Raw genomic sequence first — 19,323 nt, forward strand, 5'->3', positions numbered from 1 at the left:
TGAATGTGCTCACTCGGGATCTGTGTATTGCACGCGTCGCCGGAATCAAACCTCGCTGGCAGGATGACGGGCATGAGGTCACGACGGGCCGGCGCCTCCGCTCTGCTGATCGAGTGCGACGACGGTGACCAGGTGGAGGCCTGGCGCCGCGAGGTGACGCGGCGGCGCGACGCGGGCGAGTTGCGGGTGGCCGACATCGTGCCCGGCGCCCGCACGCTGCTGCTCGACGGCATCGAGCCGGGGACGGCCGAGGCGATCGAGGGTTGGGCCGAGCCGGATCCGGCCGCCGTCGAGCGCGCCGCGGAGCCGGTGATCGAGATTGCGACCGTGTTCGACGGCGAGGACCTGGCGGACGTCGCCGAGCGCTGGGCGGTGCCGGTCGACGGGGCCGTCGCCCGCCTCACAGAGACCACCTTCACCGTGGCGTTCAGCGGGTTCGCGCCCGGGTTCGCCTACATGCGCGGTCTCGGCGAGCAGTTCGCCGTGCCCCGGCTCGACGCCCCCCGTCCGCGGGTGCCGGCCGGCTCGGTGGGGCTGGCCGGCGAATACTGCGGCATCTATCCCACCGCCTCGCCGGGCGGCTGGCGGCTGGTCGGGCACACCGCGGAAGAGCTTTTCGACGTACGCCGTGAGCCCCCGGCACGGCTCACCCCCGGCGCACGCGTACGGCTGGTGGCGGCGTGATCACGGTGGTGCGGGCCGGCCCGCAGACGACGGTGCAGGATCAAGGACGTCCCGGGTACGCGCATCTGGGCGTGCCGCGTTCCGGAGCGCTCGACGTCCCGGCCCTCCGGCGTGCCAACGCGCTGGTCGGCAACCCGCCCGGGGCCGCAGCCCTGGAGACCACGCTGATGGGCTGCGCGCTGCGCTTCGAGCGGCCGGCCCGGGTGGCGGTCACCGGCGCGCCCGCCGTCGTCCGCGTCGACCGGCAGCGCGTGGACCCGGGCGTGATCGAGGTGGGCGCCGGGTCCGTCCTCGACGTGGGCCGGGCGAGCCGGGGCGTACGGTCCTATGTGGCCGTGCGGGGCGGCATCGACGTCGAGCCCGTGCTCGGCAGCCGCTCGACCGACACCCTGTCGGGCCTCGGCCCGCCCAGGCTGACCGACGGCATGACCCTGCCGATCGGCGACACGGCCGGAGATCGCGGAACCGCAGAGGAAGTTGAGATCGCCGACGACGTCGAGCTCGGGGTGTGGCTCGGGCCGCGGGACGACTGGTTCCGGGCCGAGCAGCTGTTCGCGAACGCGTACCGGGTGAGCCCGATGAGCAACCGCGTCGGATGCCGGCTGAGCGGCGCGGCGCTGACCCGCGTGCGCGAAGGGGAGCTGCCGCCGGAGGGTGTGGTGCTCGGGGCGATCCAGGTGCCGGCGGACGGGCAGCCGCTGATCTTCCTGGCGGACCACCCGACCACGGGCGGCTACCCGGTGATCGGCGTGGTTGCCGACGTGACCCCGCTGGCGCAGGCCCGGCCGGGGAGTACGGTGCGTTTCCGTGAGCTCCATTGACCTGAACGCGGACCTCGGCGAGGGCTTCGGCCGGTGGTCCCTGGGCGACGACGAGGCCCTGCTGAGCATCGTGACCTCGGCGAACGTGGCGTGCGGCTTCCACGCCGGCGATCCGTCCACGATGCACCGCATCTGCGGCGCGGCGGTCGAGCGGTCGGTCGCGATCGGCGCGCAGGTCGGCTATCGCGACCTGGCCGGCTTCGGGCGCCGGCGCATCGACTACGAGCCGGGCGAGCTGCGCGACGACATCCTCTACCAGATCGGCGCGCTCGAGGCGTTCTGCCGGGTGGCGGGGGGACGGGTCCGCTACGTGAAGCCGCACGGCGCGCTCTACAACACCGCGGCCGTCGACGAGGGCCAGGCGGGCGCGGTGGTGGCGGCGGTGCGGGCGTACGACCCGGGGTTGCCGGTGCTCTGCCAGCCGGGGTCGGTGCTGGCCCGCCTCGCCGCCGGCGAAGGGCTGCGCGTGGTGGGGGAAGGGTTCGCCGACCGGGGATATCGGGCCGACGGGACGCTGATGCCGCGCTCGCTGCCGGGGGCCGTGCTGCACGACCCGGGCGCTGTGGTCGCCCGGGCCGTACGGATGGCCGTCGACCGGGTGGTGGAAACACCCGACGGCGAGATCGTGCCGTCGCCGGTGGCCTCGATCTGCGTGCACGGGGACACGCCGGGCGCGGTGGAACTCGCCTCGCAGGTGCGCAGCGGGCTCGCGGGCGCGGGGCTGTCCGTACAGCACTTCAGCTGATCACGCCCGTTTTCCCCAGCGGCCGGTTGTCCACAGGCCCCGCGCCGTGATCATCGAAAATCGCCATACTGTGGCCGGAGGACGGGGGCCCCCAGGGAGGGTGGGCCGTGGGCTGATGGGCCGATGCGCTGCCGAATGATCAGCTGTCTGCGGCGTCCATGCCGCGCAGGATCAGGGGCAGGCGGGTGGGGCCGTCCGCGGTCACCACGACGGGCACGCCCCAGTCCTGCCGGGTCAGGTGGCAGGCGGCGAACTCGACGTCGACGTCGCAGGTCGCGGCCTGGGCCACCACCTGCAGCACGCCCTTGGGCACGTCCGGGTTGATCACCAGGGCGCGCGACAAGTCGGTGGTCACGCCCGCGCCGGAGAGCAGCAGCTCGGGCGGCGAGGCGGACACCTCCAGTCGGGTGGACGGGCCGAACTGCGTGTCGAGCTTCTGACCGGGTGCCGGCGTGAACACCACGTCGAGGGTGAGCTCGCCGGGAGCCACCGGAGAGGCGGGGCGTTCCGTACGGTGCCGCTCGCCGCTGACCGTACGGACGGCACCGGGGGCGAGGCGGGTCAGGCGGTGCGCCGCAGACTCGACCACCAGCACGTCGCCGCCGGAAGTGACGACCACGTCGCTGGGTTCGGCCAGCCCGGTGTCGACGGTGGACACCTCGTCGGAGTGCGGGTCGAAGCGGCGGATCGCGCCGTTGTACGTGTCCGCGACCAGCACCGAGCCGTCGGGCAGCGCGGCCACGCCCAGCGGGTGCTGCAGGAGCGCCTCCTTGGCCTGCCCGTCGACGTGCCCGAAGTCGAACAGGCCCTGGCCCACGGCGGTGTGCAGGACCCCGTCGGCGATGTAGCGCAGGGCCGAGGTCTCGCTGTCGGCGATCCACAGCCGGTCGCCGCCCACGGACAGGCCGGACGGCTGGGCCATCCACACGTCGGGGATCGGGCCGTCACGCAGCGACTCGACCGTGGTGCCGGCGTACACGCCGACCGTGCGCTTGATCGGGTCGAACCACCAGAGCTGGTGGATGCCGGCCATGGCGATGATCACGCGGTCGTCGTACCAGGCCAGGTCCCACGGCGACGACAGGTCGGCGGCCAGGGCGTCGTGCGGGTGGTCGTCGACCGAGGACCGCCACGGGCGGCCCGAGCCGGCCACGAGCGTGATCTCGCCGTCGGACAGGCGCAGACCGCGCAGCTGGTGGTTCACCGTGTCGGCGACCACCACGTCGTAGCCGGCGGACGACGCCACCTGTGCGGGCAGCAGCAGAAGGCCCTGCGGCTCGCTGAACGGAGCGCCGCGCTCGCCGCCGCCCTCACCCCCGCCGAACCGGCGTACGAGCGTCTCGCCGTCCGCCTCCACCTCGACGACCGAGTGCCGGGCCGAGTCGCTGACCAACAGGTGCCCGCCGGGCAGCTCGACCGCCTTGCCGGGGAAGCGGAACACGGTGTCGGCGGCGGGCCTCGGCACGTACGGGCCGTCGCCGCGGTGCAGGGTGCCGTCGGCGGTGTGCTTGGCGATCAGCTCGTCGATCAGCCGGGACAGGCCCTCGGCGTGACCCTCGCCGGCCATCGAGGCGACCAGGTAGCCGGTCGGGTCGATCACCGCGAGCGTGGGCCAGGCCTTGGCCGCGTACTGCTGCCACAGGTGCATGTCGCCGTCGTCGACGACCGGGTGGTGCACGCCGTAGCGCTCGACGGCCGCGGCCAGCGCCTCGGGGTCGCGCTCGTGCTCGAACTTCGGCGAGTGCACGCCGATCACGACGAGGGCGTCGCCGTACTTCTGCTCCAGCGGCCGCAGCTCGTCGAGCACGTGCAAGCAGTTGATGCAGCAGAACGTCCAGAAATCGAGCACCACGACCTTGCCGCGCAGGTCGGCGAGGGTCAGATCCTTGCCGCCGGTGTTCAGCCAGCCTCGGCCCCGCAGTTCGGGCGCCCGCACACGTGCAGTCATCGCACCATCGTGCCGCACCGGATGATCCGGCACGGCACGAAGGTGGTCAGGATGACAGCCGTACGCGGGTCAGGCGTTCGGCTTGAGGCAGAGGACCTGGCTGCCGTCCGAGGTCGGGTTGACGACGTACGGCTGCTGCGGGTCGGCGCACTCGGCCTTGTCCTTCACAATGGACACCACCTGGAACGACGAGGCGTCCGAGCACTCGGCCTTGACCGCGGCGTCGCCGTCGCGCTTCACGCACTCGCCCTGGATCACCGACAGCGTCTTGTCGTTGCCGCCTGCCACCAGATAGACGATGCCGAACACGATGCCGAGCAGCAGCAGCGCGCCCACCACGACCGAGATGAGGATCGGCAGCACGCGGACGTGCGGCGTCTCCGGCTTCGGCTTCTCCTCGGGCTTGAAGCTGTCGAAGCGACCCTGGTCGGCCTCGACACCGGGCCAGCTGGTCGTCTCCTCCGGGGTCGGCGGGGTGACCGTGGCCCGGCTGGCCGCGCCGACGCGGTCCGGGTCGAAGCCGTTGGGCTGGTCGGGGCCGAAGCCGTTGAGTTGATCGGGCCGGGGCGGGCCGAAGCCGTTGGAACGCGGCTGGGTCGCCGGGTCGAAGCCGTTGAGGCCCGGAGGCATCGGCGGTAGCGCGGGGGCCGGGACGAACGGCTGCTGGTCGCGGCCCGCGATGTCGGTGGTCGGCTCGCTGTACGGCTCGCCGGGCCGGCCGGGCCGCCCGCCGGGCCGATCCGCGTACGGGGAACCGGGCGGCGCGGGCTCGGGCGCGGTGCCGGGCAGCGCGGGCGCGGCCATGCCGGTCGGCGGCGGGTTGCCGGGAGCACCGGGCGGGGCCACGCGTGCGCTGGCCGAGGCGCGGGCACTCGCGCGGGCCGGGGACTGCGGGGCGACGCCGGGCTCGTGCGAGTCGTCCGGGCGTCCCTGGTCCGCGGGCGAGCCGAAGGCGCCCTGGCCCGCGTTCTGGCCCGCGGGGGAGCCGAACGGGTTCTGGCCGGCGTTCTGACCGGCGGGGGAGCCGAACGGGTTCTGGCCGGCGTTCTGGCTCGCGGGGGAGCCGAACACGCCGGGAGCCGACGCGGCGCCGAACACGCCGGGAGGCGGCGCGGACTGGTCGTCGCCGGACCGGCCGGAGAACGGAGACTCGGGCAGGAACGCGCCGTGACCCTGGTCGGGCTCGTGCGACTGCTCGGGCTGCCCCTCGTCCCCGGGCTCGGCGGGCGCAGCCCGGCCGTAGACCCGGGCCTGGGGCGCGGCCGACGGCGGCGGCAACTCGGTCGGCTCGACCGGCCGGGCCGTGGGCACCGACGCGCTCGCCGTCACCGGGCGGGCCGACCCGACGGCTGCCGGGTTCTCCGAGGGGTCGCGCGGCGCCGGGACGGAGCCGTTGCGCGAGTCGGCGACCGGCGAGCCCAGCGCGGCGCCGGGCACCCGCTGCGGGTATCCGGAGTCGGACTGCTCCGGCCGGCGGTACAGGGCGTGGTCGTCGTCGCCGTACGGCAGGGAGTCGTCCCGCTCGTCGTCGCCGCCGAACGGCGAGACCGGGCGGGCGGACCCGTACGCCGGGCGGGCGGAGCCGGCGGCGTGATCCTGGGCCGCCGGAACGTCCCCACGGTCGGAGCCTGGGCGAGCCGAACCGGACGGGCCGAACGCGCCCGCCGCACGGGCCGACCCGAAGGCGGGCGCGTGGTCGCCGGCGTTGTCCTGCGCGGCCGGGTCGTCGTCGTAGGGCGAGGCGGGGCGCGCCGACCCGAAGGCCGGTCGGGCCGATCCGGAAGCGATCGCGTCGCCGGCCGGTCGGGCCGAGCCGAACGCCGAGGGACGGCCGTAGCCCTCCTCGTCCTGGTCCGCGGGGGTGTCACCGTCGGTGGGGCCGAAGGCCGGGCGAGCGGAGCCGAAGGCGGCGGGCCGTCCGAAGGAGTCGGGCCGCGCCGAGCCGAAGGCCGGGCCCTCGTTGCCCGGGGCGGAGTCGCCGTCGGGCCGTCCGAAGGAGTCGGGCCGCGCGGAACCGAAGGCCGGGGCCTCGTTGCCCGGGGCGGAGTCGTCGTCGCCCCGGCCGAACGGCGGCGTCGGGCGGGCCGAGCCGAAGGCGGGCCGGTTGCCGAAGGGTGAGTCGCCGTCGGCGGCGGGACCGAACTGCGCGGCCGGCCTGGCGCTGCCGAAGGCGGCGTCGTCCGAGCTGTCGGCTGCGGGGCCGAACTGCGCGGCCGGCCTGGCGCTGCCGAAGGCGGCGTCACGTGAGCCGTTGGCGGCCGGGCCGAACTGGGCGGACGGCCTGGCGCTGCCGAAGGCGGCGCCGGCGGGCGGCTGCTCGGGAGCGGGCTCGCCGGGGGTGCGGCCGAACGGGTCGGGCAGGCTGCCGCGCTCCGGCTCGCCGCGGGAGGGCTCGGCGGGCTGCGCGGCGGCGGCCGGGGCGCCCTCGGCGGAGGAGCGGCCGAACGGGTCGGAGAACGGCTCGGGACGACCGTAGGGCGGAACCTCGTCGGCGGAGGGCGAGGCCTGCCCCGAGGCAGGGCCGAACGCGCTGAACCCGTCGGGCGGGCCGAACGGGGCCTGCTGGCCCCGGATCGGCAGGTCGCCGAGGCCGGCCTGCTGGGGCGCGGCCGGCTGGAACGGCGTCAGGACGGGGCCGGACGGCTGGTCGGCCTCGCCCGGGGCGCCTCGCAGCGGGAAGCCGCCGCTGTCGCCGCCACGGCGGGTCGGGAAGGCCGAACCGCCACCGCCAGCGCCTCGCAGCGGGAAGCCGCCGCTGTCGCCCGAGCGAGCCGGCTGCTGCTGCGGGGCGTCGGGCAGGTCGGTGAGGGTGGCGCCGGGGACGCGGACCCGCTGGTCGCCGAACGCCGAGACGCCGGGCGGGCGGCCGGTGGCCGGGTCGGCCGGCGCACTCTCGGCCGAGCCGTGCTCGGCGGGGCCACGCTCGGCGGGACCACGCTCGGCCGGGCCGCGCTCGCCGGCGGCCGCGAAGCCGTTGAAGCCCTCGACCCCGCCGATGGGGTTGCCCGGGTTGGCGTTGCGCTGCGGCAGCGGGGCGCCCGGGCGCTGGATGAAGCTCTGCTCCGGAGGCGTGCGGGCCGGCGGCGCCGAGGGAGGCGTCCAGGCCGGCTCCGACTGCTCGTCAGCGGGGGCCGCGGAGCGCGACGGCAGGGCGCCGAAGACGGACGAGGGGGCAGCGGGGGCGGCCTCGCCGGGCGTCACCGAGCCGTACGGCGAAGCGGCGCCGCGCTGCGGCAGCGCGCCGGGCTCGGGCGCCGGGTGGCGCTGCGGGAGCGCGCCCTCGTCGGGCGCGGGCACGCGGGCCGAGCCGTACGACGTGCCGGTCGCGGCGCGCGGGCCGTCCTGGCCGAACGTGGGCACGGCGGGAACGACGAACGGCGATCCACCGTTCGGCGTGGCCTGCGGCGGCGGGCCGTAGGAGCTGGGGCCGTCGGTGGGCAGCGGTGCGGAAGCCCGGCCCGAGACCCGCCGACCGTCGGCGTCCGGCGGGAAGCCGTCCGACGGTCCGCCCGACGTGGCGTCGGCCGGTTGGGAACCGGCGTAGTGCCCCTCGGACGTCATGAGCGCCTCCTCATTTCATGCGGCCGTGCCAGCTCTGCACGGACGCCGGCGTTTGCCCGCGTCGTGCCCAGCTCTGAGGCCAGGCCGTGCGGAGCCCCGATCGTGATCGAAGCCCCGGCCTTCGCGCCGACCGGCCGAGCCGGCCCGATGGCCGTGCCCAACCGTACCGGGCGACGGCGGCAGGAGGAATCCCGGTGTACGCCCGGAGGGGACGACTCGAAAGATCTTGAAAAGCGGCGTAACGACGCGAACGGCCCGTCCGGAGGGGGATCCGGGCGGGCCGTGGCGCCGGCGCGATCAGAGCGCCCGGCGCTGCGCGAAGATGGCGATCTCGTCGCGCATCGACTGGGTGGGCGCGCTCATCCAGGCGCGGTCGATGGCGCGGGTCTGGCGGTTGATCAACCGGCGCTGACGGACGCGGTCGACGATGGTCATGCTCTTCACTTCCCTCGGGCCGGGGGTGCCGGCCCATCGTGGTGCTCGTCCCGTGATGAGTCCATTGTGCTGCACCACGGGACGAGTTTCCAACGATCTAGGGGGTGACGTCGCGCACTGGCCTACGTTTCGTAGGTCAAGAAACTCGCTTGCCTAACGACCTTCGGTGTGCCTAGGTCCACGAGAGCAGTGCCCCCTCGGGGTCGGTGAGGAAGTCGCCGATGTCGCGCAGGAACTTCGAGCCGAGCTCGCCGTCGATGATGCGGTGGTCGAACGACAACCCCAGCGTCGTCACCTGACGAACCTTGATCTTGCCGTTGTGCACCCACGGCATCGGCTTGATCGCCCCGAACGCCAGGATCGCCGACTCGCCCGGCGGCAGGATCGGCGTGCCCGTGTCGACTCCGAACACTCCGACATTCGTGATCGACAGCGTCCCACCGGCCATATCGGACGGCGGGGTCTTGCCGGACTTGGCGACCTGCACCAACGTGTCGAGCGCCTCGGCGAGCTCCCGCAACGTGAGACGCCCGGCGTCCTTGATGTTGGGAACGATGAGGCCGCGCGCGGTCGCGGCGGCGATGCCGAGGTTGACGTACTCCTTGACGACGATCTCGCCCGTCTCCGCCGACCAGGTCGAGTTGACCATCGGGTGCCGCCGGACCGCGAGCAGGACGGCCTTGGCCACCAGCAGCAGCGGGGAGAGCCGAACGTCGCGGAACTCACGCCGCGCCTTGAGCTTGTCGAGCGCCTTCATCGTGCGGGTCGCGTCGACCGTGAGGAACTCGGTGACGTGCGGCGCGGTGAACGCTGAGGCGACCATGTTCTCCGCGGTGAGCTTGCGGACGCCCTTGACCGGGATCCGCTGCTCACGGCTCGCGTCGTAGACGGCCGCGGCCGGGGCGGGGGTCACCGCGGGTGCCGCGGCCTGCGCCTGCGTCGCGCCTGCGGCGGCCAGCTGTACGTCCTCCCGCGTCACCGACCCGAGCGGGCCGCTGCCGGTGAGCGTGGCGAGGTCGATGCCCAGGTCGCGGGCGAGCTTGCGGACCGGTGGCTTGGCGAGCACCGGCCCGGACCGGCGCGTGCCCACCGCCGGAGCCGGCGCGACGACCGCAGGCGGCGGCGTCACCGGAGCCGGAGGCGCGACAGGAGCCGGCGCGGTGACCACGGCCGGGGCCGAGGCGACCGGTGCGCTGCCGTTGGGCGTACCGGTGCGGGGCCGCCTTTTCGCCGTCGTGGTCTTCGGGCCGTAGCCGACGAGCACGGCCGTGCGGCCGCCCGGCGCCGGACCACCGATCAGACCCGGCTCCACGGCGCCCTCGGCCGGCGCGATCTCGACCGCGGCCAGCGACTCCGCGGACGGGACCGGGCCGGTCTCGCCGGAAGGCAACGGACCGGCGGACGGGTCGGTGTCGATGGCGACGATCGGCGCGCCGACCTCCACCGTCGTGCCGGCCTCGACGTAGATCTTTGAGATCACGCCGCCCCACTTGGCCGGGATCTCGACGGCGGCCTTCGCGGTCTCGACCTCGACGATCGGCTGGTTGAGCTCGATCGTGTCACCGACCTTGACCAGCCACGCCAGGATCTCGCCCTCGGTGAGCCCCTCACCCAGGTCGGGCAGGTTGAACTCCTTGATCCGCGACATCGGCGTCACCAGCCGAACGAGCGGTCGACGGCGTCGAGCACGCGGTCGAGGTCGGGGAGGTAGTCCTCCTCGACCCGGGCGGCCGGATAGGGGATGTCGTAGCCGGTGACGCGCAGCACGGGAGCCTCGAGCGAGTAGAAGCAGTGCTCGGTGATGCGCGCGGCCAGCTCGGCGCCCAGGCCGATGTTGCCCGGGGCCTCGTGCACCACGACGGCGCGACCGGTCCGGCGGACCGAGGCGTAGATCGTCTCGTAGTCGACCGGGGACAGCGAGCGCACGTCGATGACCTCGAGGTTGCGCCCGTCCTCGGCGGCCGCGGTGGCGGCGTCCAGGGCGGTGCGGACCATCGGGCCGTACGCCAGCAGCGTCGCATCGGTGCCCGCCCGGGCCACCCGCGCGGAGTGCAGCGGATAGGCGCCGGCCAGGTCGGCGTCGAGGTCGACCTCGCCCTTCTCCCAGTAGCGGCGCTTGGGCTCGAAGAAGACGATCGGGTCGTCCGAGTCGATGGCCTGCTGGATCATCGTGTACGCGTCGGCGGGGTTCGAGCAGGTCACCACCTTGAGGCCGGGGGTGTGCGCGAAGTACGCCTCGGGCGACTCGGAGTGGTGCTCGACCGCGCCGATGCCGCCGCCGTACGGGATGCGGATGACGATCGGCAGCCGCACCTTGCCCTTGGAGCGGTAGAACATCTTCGCCACCTGGGCGACGATCTGGTTGTAGGCCGGGAAGACGAACCCGTCGAACTGGATCTCGCAGACCGGCCGGTAGCCGCGGATGGCCAGGCCGACCGCGGTGCCGACGATGCCGGCCTCGGCGAGCGGGGTGTCGATGACCCGGTCCTCACCGAAGTCCTTCTGCAGGCCGTCGGTGATGCGGAAGACGCCGCCGAGCTTGCCGACGTCCTCGCCCATCACGACGACCTTGGAGTTGCGCTCGAGCGAGCGGCGCAGGCCGTGGTTCAGGGCCTTGCCCACGGTCACGGTCTCGGCCATCAGTGGTCGCTCCCCTCGAACGAGGCGTGGTAGTCGGCGAACTGGCGGCGCTGCGCGTCGATCTCGGGCGAGCCGTTCGGGTAGGCGTGGTCGAACATCGTCACCGGCGCCGGGTCGGGCATCGCGAGCACCCGCTCGCGCAGGTCGAGGGCGAGCGCCTTGGCCGACTCGTCGACCTCGGCGAAGAAGTCGTCGTCGCCGAGCTGCTGCTTGGCGAGGAACGCGCGGAGCCGGGAGATCGGGTCCTTGGCCTTCCACGACTCGACCTCGCTGGCGATGCGGTAGCGGGTCGGGTCGTCGGAGCTGGTGTGCGCTCCCATCCGGTACGTGTAGGCCTCGATCAGCGTCGGGCCCTGCCCGTTGCGCGCGTTGTCCAGTGCCGCCCGCGTCACCGCGTAGCTGGCCAGCACGTCGTTGCCGTCGATGCGTACGCCCGGGAAACCGAACCCGGCCGCGCGGCGGTAGAGAGGGATGCGCGTCTGGCGCTCGAGCGGCTCCGAGATCGCGTACTGGTTGTTCTGGCAGAAGAAGACGATGGGCGCGTTGAACACCCCGGACCAGACGAACGCCTCGTTGACCTCGCCCTGGCTGGTGGCGCCGTCGCCGAAGTAGGCGATCACGGCCTCGCCGTCGGGGCTGCCGGTCTTGCCGTCCATCGTCACGCCCATCGCGTAGCCGGTGGCGTGCAGCGTCTGCGAGCCGATCACGATGGTGTAGCCGTTGAAGCGGTGCTCGTTGGCGTCCCAGCCGCCCTGGTCGACGCCGCGGAACAGGCCGAACGGCATGATCGGGTCGATCCCGCGGGTGTAGAGGACGCCGTGCTCGCGGTAGGTGGGGAAGGCCATGTCCTGCGGGCGCAGTGCCCGGCCGGAGCCGACCTGGGCCGCCTCCTGGCCCAGCAGGCTCGCCCAGATGCCCAGCTCGCCCTGCCGCTGCAGGGCGGTCGCCTCGGCGTCCAGACGGCGGACCGTCACCAGGTCGCGGTAGAGCCCCCGGTACTCGTCGTCGGTGAAGTCGACGGAGTACGTGGTGCCGTCCGCGGTGGTGACGCTGTCGATGCGTTCGCCGTCGGGGGTGAGCAGTTGGACGAAGCCGCCCGCGGGAGCGTCAGCTCCCACTTCGCGTTCGCCGTTCGCCATCGGTGTCTCCCTGTTCATCTCTGCGCCCGCGACGGGTGTCGCCCGTCCGCGCGGCGGACCGCTGGTCGCCGCGCCTGACCCTGGTGAGGTTGCCGCGCGACGTTTCGGCGCGGGCCTGAGCCCCGCCGGGGAGTGACGGCCCCCACCACGTGCCCCGCTGGGTCGGCGAAGCGACGGCGGCGGTGCCGTCGCCCCCATCCTGACAGAGAACGTGAGCCTCATTACAGATCGGTTCGATCACACCCGGGAAAATTCCCAGCAATATCGGTGCCCATGTTTGTCCAAATAAGCGGCTTTCGTACGGCCACTACCGTACGAACAGCCAGTCCACGCCGCTGCCGATATGCCCATGCGTCGTTGCCCCGGATGTCCGCGGCGGATCGGTGTTGATCATTGCAGCCGCCCCGCGGTCGCCGATGCCACGACGCCGAGAGGGGGCACCCGGCCGTGCCGGACCAGCGCGACGACAACCTCGTGCCGCCGATGAAGGTGATGCGCAAGCGCCTCAACGGGGTGTACCGAGCCGACTCCGGATTCTCCGGGCCGACGCGTCGCTATGTGCTGATCGTGGCGATGCTGGTGGGACTCGCCTCGCTGCCGACGCTGGCGGCGATCACGGCCGGTTCGCATCAGCTGTCGGGCGGGCGCACGGACACCATGGACATCCCGTTCCTGCCGCCGGCCTCGTCGGGTCCGGTGCAGCAGCAGCCGTCCTCGCCGTCGTCCTCGCCGTCGCCGTCGTCCTCGGCGCCGGGCGGGTCGCTGCAGGGTGGCTCGCAGAGCGCGGACGCCGCAGTGCGAGCCGGGCGGATCCTCGGCCAGGCGACTGCGCCCGCCGACTCGGCCGGCTCACGCCGCGATGCCGGCGGCGGTTCCGGGCGGGACGGGGCACGCGGCGGAGGGTCTTCGAGCGGCACGGCGGACGGCGGCGGATCGCGCGGCGACGGATCCGGTGACGGATCGCCCGGTGGGTCTCGTCGCGGTGGCTCATCGGGCGGATCGCGCAGCGACGGCTCGTCGGGCGGCTCGCACGGTGGGGGATCGCAGGGCGACGGCTCGTCGGGCGGCTCGCACGGTGGGGGATCGCAGGGCGACGGCTCCTCGGGTGGATCGCGCGGTGACGGCTCCTCGGGTGGCTCGCGCGGTGACGGCCCGTCCGGTGGGGGGTCGCATGGCGGCGCTGATGGCGGTGGGTCGACCGGTGGCGGGTCGCGCGGGGGCGTACCCGATGGGGTTGAAAAGCCGGGGAACAGCGGGAACTCAGGCGCTGAGCGTGACGAACCCGCCGATGCGGGTACGAAGCCGGAGAAGCCGAGGGACCGACAAGGCCCCGGTCAGTGGCGCCGCGCCAGCTTGCCGGACGACTCTCACCGTCCCGACCGCGACGACGCTGACTCATCCGACGACAACGAAGCCGATGACAACGACTCCGGGCACGACGACTCCGGGCACGACGACTCCGGTCACCACTCCGGGCACGACTCCGACGGCAACGGCTCCGGGCGCGACGACTCCGGTGCCGAGCACCACGTCGGCCGCCATTCCGACGACGGCGACTCCGGCGCGGAGGACGGCGACTCGGGTTCCGGTGGCGACGACGCGAGCTCCGATGACGGTGGCTCGGGTTCCGACGGCGGTGACGCGAGCTCCGATGACGGTGGCTCGGGTTCCGACGGCGGTGACGCCGACGCGGATGACGGTGACTCCGGCTCCGATGACGGCGGCTCGAGCTCCGATGACGGTGACCGGGGCTCCGCTCACGGTGACTCGGGCTCCGGTGACGGCGGCTCAGGCGACGGTGACGGCGACGAGCGCGGCCGGCACGACTCCGATGACGGCGGCTCAGGCGACGGCGACGAGCGCGGCCGGCGCGACTCCAATGACGATGACGACGACGACGCGTCCGGCGACTCCGGCAGGCATCGTGCCGAGCCCGCCGACCGGCCCCGGCACCGCCGGTGCGAGCAGAGCAAGTACAGCAGGCCCACCCACCGATCCGTAACCCGTCACCGGTCCAACGACTGGTCCGAACACAGCCGGAGGTCCGCTGTGGCCGAACGTCCGCACAACATCCGTTCCACCGCGATCCTCGACCGCGGCCACGCCAACAGCGGGTGGCACGACGACAACCGGATCGCCAACCACTCCTACCGCGGCAGCCACCGCGCCGGGAGCCTGCACCACGCCGACGATCAGACGCCCGCGCAGCAGCGGAGCTCGCGGGTCGGGCGGCACCACGCCGAGCACAACGAGGGCCAGTCCGGCCGCTGGTGACTCAGGGGCCGTCGAGGCGGTGCCGGTTGGCGTCGAACCAGGCGTCGATCGCCTCGGTGTCGTTGGGGTCGACGCCCTCGGAGATCAGCTGGGCCACCGCCGCGGTCGCCGGGCTGCGCTTCTCGCCGGTGGCGTAGAGCCGGGCGAACTCCGGGATCATCTCCTCGACCAGCTGGTCAGTCTGCTCGGCGGCCGCCTCGGGCAGGTCGCGGCGCCGGGTCGCGTACGCCGACCAGGCCCGCGTCACCCTCGGCAGCATCGCCGCGTCGTCCATGTCGAGCACCGCGCGCCGGTGCACCCAGTCGAGCAGGAACAGCCCCGCGACCGCCGGGCTCCAGCGCAGCGGGTCGGGGTCGGGCAGGCTCGACGCGTGGTCGAGGATCAGGCTCAGGCAGAAGTGCAGCGACGCCAGCTCCTCGTCGGCGTGCACGCCGTCGAGCCCGAAACGCGCCGCCTCGGGCGAGGCCAGGAAGTCGCGCACCAGCTCGGATCCGCTCGTCACGGGCGGCTCGGTCAGCGGCGGCGTGGTGGCCGCGGGCAGCAGGGCCAGCCGCGCGCCGGCCAGCGCCCGGTCGGTGGCGAGCGAGCCCTCGGCGGGCAGCTCGCTCAGCCCGTCGGTGATCTCGAGGTGCCGCGCGACCTCGCCGCGCAGCCGGCCCGGGTCCTCCTCGCGGAACCAGGTCAGCTCGTCGCCGGCGCACATGTCGCGCACCTGCTCGAGGATCCGGTCGGCCGAGCCGCCCACGAAGACGTCCTTGGCGATGCCGATGTTGTGGTCGATCAGCGCGACCACCGCGTGCTCGGGGCCGCCGTCCTGTGCGTCGTCGTAGGCGTACGTGACCAGATAGGACGTCTGGTCGCCGAACACGTCGCCGTACGCGTAGAAGCCGGTCGGCCGCACCCGCCCGAGCTGGGCCACCCACGCCGGCGCCTGCGCGCCCCGGCGGACTTCGGCCGCGCCCTCGGCGTCGGGCACCAGCGCCGCGAACACCTCGCGGATCGTCGTCGCCGACGCCGTGCGCCGCCGGGCGGTGGCGGCCAGGAACTCGCCGACGAACGACCGCACGGCCGCGGCCCGGTCCTCCCGCGCGACCGCGTAGACACTGCCGAGCAACGCCGTGCCCAGCATCTCGGCGTCCAGCGCGCAGTCGAGTTTCGCCACGTCGCGGGCCGCGTGCAGGACCGCCTCGTACGGGGTCTGTGGTGCCGGCATGTCGCGAGCCTACCTGGCACTGTGCGTGCCGGGACTACTACGAACGCACCGCCGTGAGAGCTTCACGCGCCTGTGCGTACGCGTTCAGCACCTCCCGCACCGGCGCCACCACGTATTCGCGCCCCACCTCGGTCACCGAGGCGCGCAGCCGTTGCTCGGCCCGCCGGCGTGCCCGTCTGGCCCCGACCCCGACGGCCGGGCGCAGCAGCAGCCACAGCAGCAGCCCGGCGAGCAGCCCGCCGACGAGCAGCACGGTGGGCAGCGGGACGATCCCGACCTGCGGATTGTCCAGTGCGGGCAGTCCGAGGATCCGCAGGACGTAACCGAGGATCAGCCAGCCCAGCCCCACCACCGCCGCGGCCAGGAACAGCCAGTGCAGCGCCCCGGCCGCGCGCCACCACAGCGGCGTGCGGTTCAGGCCCAGGTCGGTCCTGCCCACCGCGCGGTCGAGCGCGTCGGGCAGGTCGGCCGAGCGGGAACGGGCGGCGGTGGCCAGCGCCGGCTTCCACACGTCGGGCAGCGGCGCCGAGGCGCGGCCCGAGACCGCGCGCACGGCCAGGCCCACCGCGGACTTCTGCGCCGCGTCGGCCTCGGGCAGCGAGGTGCGCGGGACGATCTCTGTGGACACCGCGTCGGTCTTCGCCTCGGACGAGTCGCCGATGTGCAGCCGCTTCAGCGGGTCGGGGCGCAGCCGGCGCAGTCCGCGGGTGAGCGGCCAGCCGGTCGCGGCCGCCGCCCGGTGGCGGTAGGCCGCGGCGCTGGCGTCGGCGACCGCGTGCACGCCGGCCGAGGCGGCGAGCGCGTCGGTGAGCTGGCGGACCGTGGCGCGGTCGACCTCGTCCTCGGCGGCGGGCGGTCCGATCATCGTGGTGAGCGGCTCGCTCACGCTGTCGAGGTCGGCGGCGACGCGGCGCAGCGCGGCCTGCCGCTCCGCGACCGTGGTCTCGAGCGAGCCGCGCAGCTCGTTGAGCATGCCGGGCTGCTTGGCCGAGGTGGCCAGCACCGGCGCGTCGCCCAGGCCGTCCTCCACGAGCAGCCGCTTGAGGTCGTCGAGCACCAGCGCGGTGTCCTGGGTGGACAGCCGGTCGGCCTGGTTGAGCACGACGACGGTGACCGCGGAGTGCGTCTGGAACTGGGACAGGTAGGCCTGGTGCAGGATCCGGTCGCCGTACTTCTGCGGGTCGACCACCCAGACGATCAGGTCGACGAGCCCGAGCAGCCGGTCGACCTCGAGGCGGTGCCCGCGCTCGACCGAGTCGAAGTCGGGCAGGTCGAGCAGCACGAGCCCGCGCAGCGAGGCCTCGTCGTCGCCGTCCAGCGCGCTCTCCCGGATGAACCGGTGGCGCGGCAGCACGCCGACCCAGTCGAGCAGCTTGCTGGCGGGCTCCAGCGGCCCCCAGACGCAGGCGTGCGCCACCCCGGTCGTGGGCCGCCGCACGCCGACCGGCGACAGCTTGAGCCGTGCCAGCGCGTTGAACAGGCTGGACTTGCCGCTGCCGGTGCTGCCGGCGAGCGCGACGACGGTGTGGTCGCGCGACAGCGAGAGCCGGTTGCCGGCCCGCTCGACGAGCGTGTGCGCGGCCACCAGCTCGCTGTCCGGCAGGTGCGGGTCGACCAGGCGCAGGAACCGGCTCAGCGCCTCGAGCCGCTGCACCAGCCGGTCGGCGTCCACCCGCTCTTCGCCACGCAGCTTTTCCACCAGGCTCATGCGCTTCCCGTCAACGCCAGTTCGGTACGGGCAGTCTCCACGTCCGCCGCGGCCTGCCGCAGGCGGGCCCCCGGTTCCGCGTCGAGGCCGACCGCGGCCAGCCGGTCGGTGAACCGCGCGGCCTCCTCGTCGAGCAGCTTGCCCACGCGGATCAGCAGGTCCTCGCGGGCCTGCGTGGCGAGCGTCCGGATCGCCTGGTCACCGAAGATCGCCTCGAGCACCTTCTGGGCCGCGACCGCGCTGCCGGCGCCCGCGGCGACCTCGAGCCCGGTGGGGATGAACGCGGTCGAGGTGAAGACGGCGATCATCACGGCCAGGCCGACGCCGTTCACCGCGTACGCCGCACCGCGCGCGACGACCCTCTTCTCCGCACCCTCGGCGCGCACCAGGCCGAGCACCCACTGCTGCCAGTCGCGCACCAGGCGGTCGGCCCGCTCGGCCAGGTCGGCCGCGGGGCGCTGCAGGCCCGGCTCGAGCAGCGCGGCGCCTGCCGGGTGCGCCTGCCAGCCCGCGTACGCCTGCTCCGCCGCGTCGGCCGCGATGCCGCGCAGCAGTGTGACCAGCTGGGACTCGAGCGCGACCTGCAGGTTGCGCCCGGGCATGGGCCGCCCGGTGATCGCCGAGACGAACCGGTCGCGCAGCTGGCCGACCTTGCTCTCCAGCGTCTTGAGGAACTCGCCCGTGCCCACGAACTCCTGCCAGCGGGCCAGCACCTCGCCGCGCAGCAGCCGGCCGTCGCGCAGCCCGTCGGCCATCGTCTGCCGGCCGGCGCGGTAGGCGGTCGTGACCCGGTCGCCCAGCGCCTTGGCGGCCAGGGCCTGCTCGTCGGCGGCGTCGGCCAGCCCCTCGACGGCGGGGCCGAGCGACATGAGCGCGCCGTCCAGCGTCTGGCGCACCACGGCGCTGCGCGCGTTCGCGTCGGCGGCGAGCCGGTCGAACCAGTCGTGCAGCGGCTTGATGACGTCCTCGCCGATCAGGCCCTGACCGTCGAGCCGGGTCTCGGGCAGCACGAACAGCGGGGCGGCGCCCAGGTCGCGCACGTTGAGCATGTCCTGCAGGTGGGTGGCGACCTCGGTGGCGGCCTCGGCGGGCACCCGGTCGAGCACCAGCGCGATCACGGTGCCGCGCAGCCGGGCGGTGGTGAGCAGCTCCCACGGCACGGCGTCGGCGTAGCGGGCCGCGGTGGTGACGAACAGCCACAGGTCGGCGGCGGCGAGCAGCTGCGCGGCCAGCTTGCGGTTGCGGTCGACCACGGAGTCGATGTCGGGCGCGTCGAGGAACGCCAGGCCGGGCCCGAGCGCGGGGGCCGAGACGACCTGCAGCGCGCCGGCGTCGTTGCTGGGCTCGCGGGTGCGGGTCAGCCCGGGCAGCAGCTGGCCCTGCTGGAACCAGGGCAGGTCGGCGGGGTTGCTGACCAGCACCGGCGAGCGGGTCGTCGGGCGCAGCACGCCGGCCGTGCTCACCGGGGCGCGCACCAGGCTGTTGACCAGCGTGGACTTGCCCGCGCCGGTGGAGCCGCCGACGACGACCAGCAGCGGCGCGTCGAGCCGGGCGAGGCGGGGCAGCAGGTAGTCGTCGAGCTGCGTGACCAGCGCCGTGCCGACCCGCTGCGCCTCCTCGGCCGAGGGCATGACCAGCGGGTACGCGGTGCCGCCGATCTCGGCCCGCAGCCGGCTCAGCGCTTCGGCGAGCCGGCCCAGCGCGGGCGGCGGCGCGGGCGGCGCGGCGGCCACCAGCGCGTCGGCCTCGGCCAGGTCGGCGGGGCGGGCGACCTCCTGGCCGGCCACGGGCTCGGGCGCAGGGTCGGGCGCCGGCGCCTCGGCGCCGGGTTCCTGATGTGGCTGACGGGGCACGACGGGATCCGTACGATCGGTGTGGTCCACGGCATCGGTGGGCGCCGTGCTGACCTGCGTGTTTATTTCCACTGAGCCCGCCGGAGAAACCGCCTCGGCGGACAGGGCCGCCTGCCCGACCGCGTCACCGTGCGTCGTCACGGCTAAAGAGTGCCTGATCTATGCATGCGGGACAACAGGTACCGGTATGCCGTGACCGGACAGGTATCTGCCGAACTGCAGTTGCGCCAGGGTGACTCAACTTCGACTTGACGATGTGCATGCCCGTGGCATCATTGAGTCGGTTCCACTCAACCTTGTCT

General features: G+C 74.1%; 13 protein-coding genes. 4 read left to right on the forward strand and 9 right to left on the reverse strand.

Annotated features, from left to right (window positions below; translation table 11 throughout):
• The first annotated feature begins 72 nt into the window (after positions 1–72).
• Genes ACSNN8_RS12900 through ACSNN8_RS12910 form a run of 3 tightly spaced genes read left to right on the forward strand, consistent with a single transcriptional unit; the run spans position 73 to position 2,250 of the window.
• Positions 73–684, forward strand: coding sequence for a 5-oxoprolinase subunit B family protein (locus ACSNN8_RS12900; RefSeq protein WP_436649071.1), 612 nt, complete (start codon positions 73–75; stop codon positions 682–684).
• Positions 681–1,505, forward strand: a complete 825-nt coding sequence (locus ACSNN8_RS12905; RefSeq protein ID WP_436649072.1) for a biotin-dependent carboxyltransferase family protein — start codon at positions 681–683, stop codon at positions 1,503–1,505. Before ACSNN8_RS12900 ends, ACSNN8_RS12905 begins: the two co-directional genes overlap by 4 nt.
• On the forward strand, positions 1,501–2,250 hold the full coding sequence (locus ACSNN8_RS12910) for a LamB/YcsF family protein (RefSeq protein WP_436649560.1): 750 nt from the start codon (positions 1,501–1,503) through the stop codon (positions 2,248–2,250). The genes ACSNN8_RS12905 and ACSNN8_RS12910 overlap by 5 nt, the downstream gene beginning before the upstream one ends.
• Positions 2,251–2,389: 139 nt before the next feature.
• Here ACSNN8_RS12910 and ACSNN8_RS12915 read toward each other — a convergent pair whose 3' ends face one another.
• The 6 genes from ACSNN8_RS12915 to pdhA form a co-directional block, all read right to left on the reverse strand.
• On the reverse strand, positions 2,390–4,198 hold the full coding sequence (locus ACSNN8_RS12915; RefSeq protein WP_436649074.1) for an NHL domain-containing thioredoxin family protein: 1,809 nt from the start codon (positions 4,196–4,198) through the stop codon (positions 2,390–2,392).
• 69 nt (positions 4,199–4,267) lie between these two features.
• Complete coding sequence (locus ACSNN8_RS12920) at positions 4,268–7,759, reverse strand: LppU/SCO3897 family protein (protein WP_436649075.1); 3,492 nt, start codon at positions 7,757–7,759, stop codon at positions 4,268–4,270.
• A gap of 297 nt (positions 7,760–8,056) precedes the next feature.
• A complete protein-coding gene (locus tag ACSNN8_RS12925) occupies positions 8,057–8,194 on the reverse strand; it encodes a hypothetical protein (protein WP_436649077.1) in 138 nt (45 codons plus the stop codon).
• Between the two features lie 172 nt (positions 8,195–8,366).
• Complete coding sequence (locus ACSNN8_RS12930) at positions 8,367–9,842, reverse strand: dihydrolipoamide acetyltransferase family protein (protein WP_436649080.1); 1,476 nt, start codon at positions 9,840–9,842, stop codon at positions 8,367–8,369.
• A 5-nt stretch (positions 9,843–9,847) separates the two neighbouring features.
• On the reverse strand, positions 9,848–10,837 hold the full coding sequence (locus tag ACSNN8_RS12935; RefSeq protein WP_436649561.1) for an alpha-ketoacid dehydrogenase subunit beta: 990 nt from the start codon (positions 10,835–10,837) through the stop codon (positions 9,848–9,850).
• Positions 10,834–11,973 carry a pyruvate dehydrogenase (acetyl-transferring) E1 component subunit alpha gene (pdhA, locus tag ACSNN8_RS12940; RefSeq protein WP_436649082.1) on the reverse strand — a complete coding sequence of 380 codons (1,140 nt, stop codon included), beginning with the start codon at positions 11,971–11,973 and terminating at the stop codon, positions 10,834–10,836. The genes ACSNN8_RS12935 and pdhA overlap by 4 nt, the downstream gene beginning before the upstream one ends.
• 1,353 nt (positions 11,974–13,326) lie before the next feature.
• Between pdhA and ACSNN8_RS12945 the strand changes: the two genes are divergently transcribed.
• A complete protein-coding gene (locus ACSNN8_RS12945; protein ID WP_436649083.1) occupies positions 13,327–14,247 on the forward strand; it encodes a hypothetical protein in 921 nt (306 codons plus the stop codon).
• A gap of 1 nt (position 14,248) precedes the next feature.
• On the opposite strand, the gene ACSNN8_RS12950 is transcribed toward ACSNN8_RS12945, so the two are convergent.
• The 3 genes from ACSNN8_RS12950 to ACSNN8_RS12960 are packed head-to-tail and all read right to left on the reverse strand — an operon-like array spanning position 14,249 to position 18,799.
• Positions 14,249–15,460, reverse strand: coding sequence for a hypothetical protein (locus ACSNN8_RS12950; protein WP_436649085.1), 1,212 nt, complete (start codon positions 15,458–15,460; stop codon positions 14,249–14,251).
• 37 nt (positions 15,461–15,497) lie between these two features.
• Positions 15,498–17,168, reverse strand: coding sequence for a GTPase (locus ACSNN8_RS12955; protein WP_436649086.1), 1,671 nt, complete (start codon positions 17,166–17,168; stop codon positions 15,498–15,500).
• Positions 17,165–18,799, reverse strand: a complete 1,635-nt coding sequence (locus ACSNN8_RS12960; protein WP_436649562.1) for an ABC transporter — start codon at positions 18,797–18,799, stop codon at positions 17,165–17,167. Before ACSNN8_RS12960 ends, ACSNN8_RS12955 begins: the two co-directional genes overlap by 4 nt.
• Positions 18,800–19,323: the final 524 nt, after the last annotated feature.

Origin of the sequence: Actinoplanes sp. URMC 104, from assembly GCF_051386375.1 — a bacterium.
In the GTDB taxonomy this organism is placed as follows: Bacteria; Actinomycetota; Actinomycetes; order Mycobacteriales; family Micromonosporaceae; genus Actinoplanes.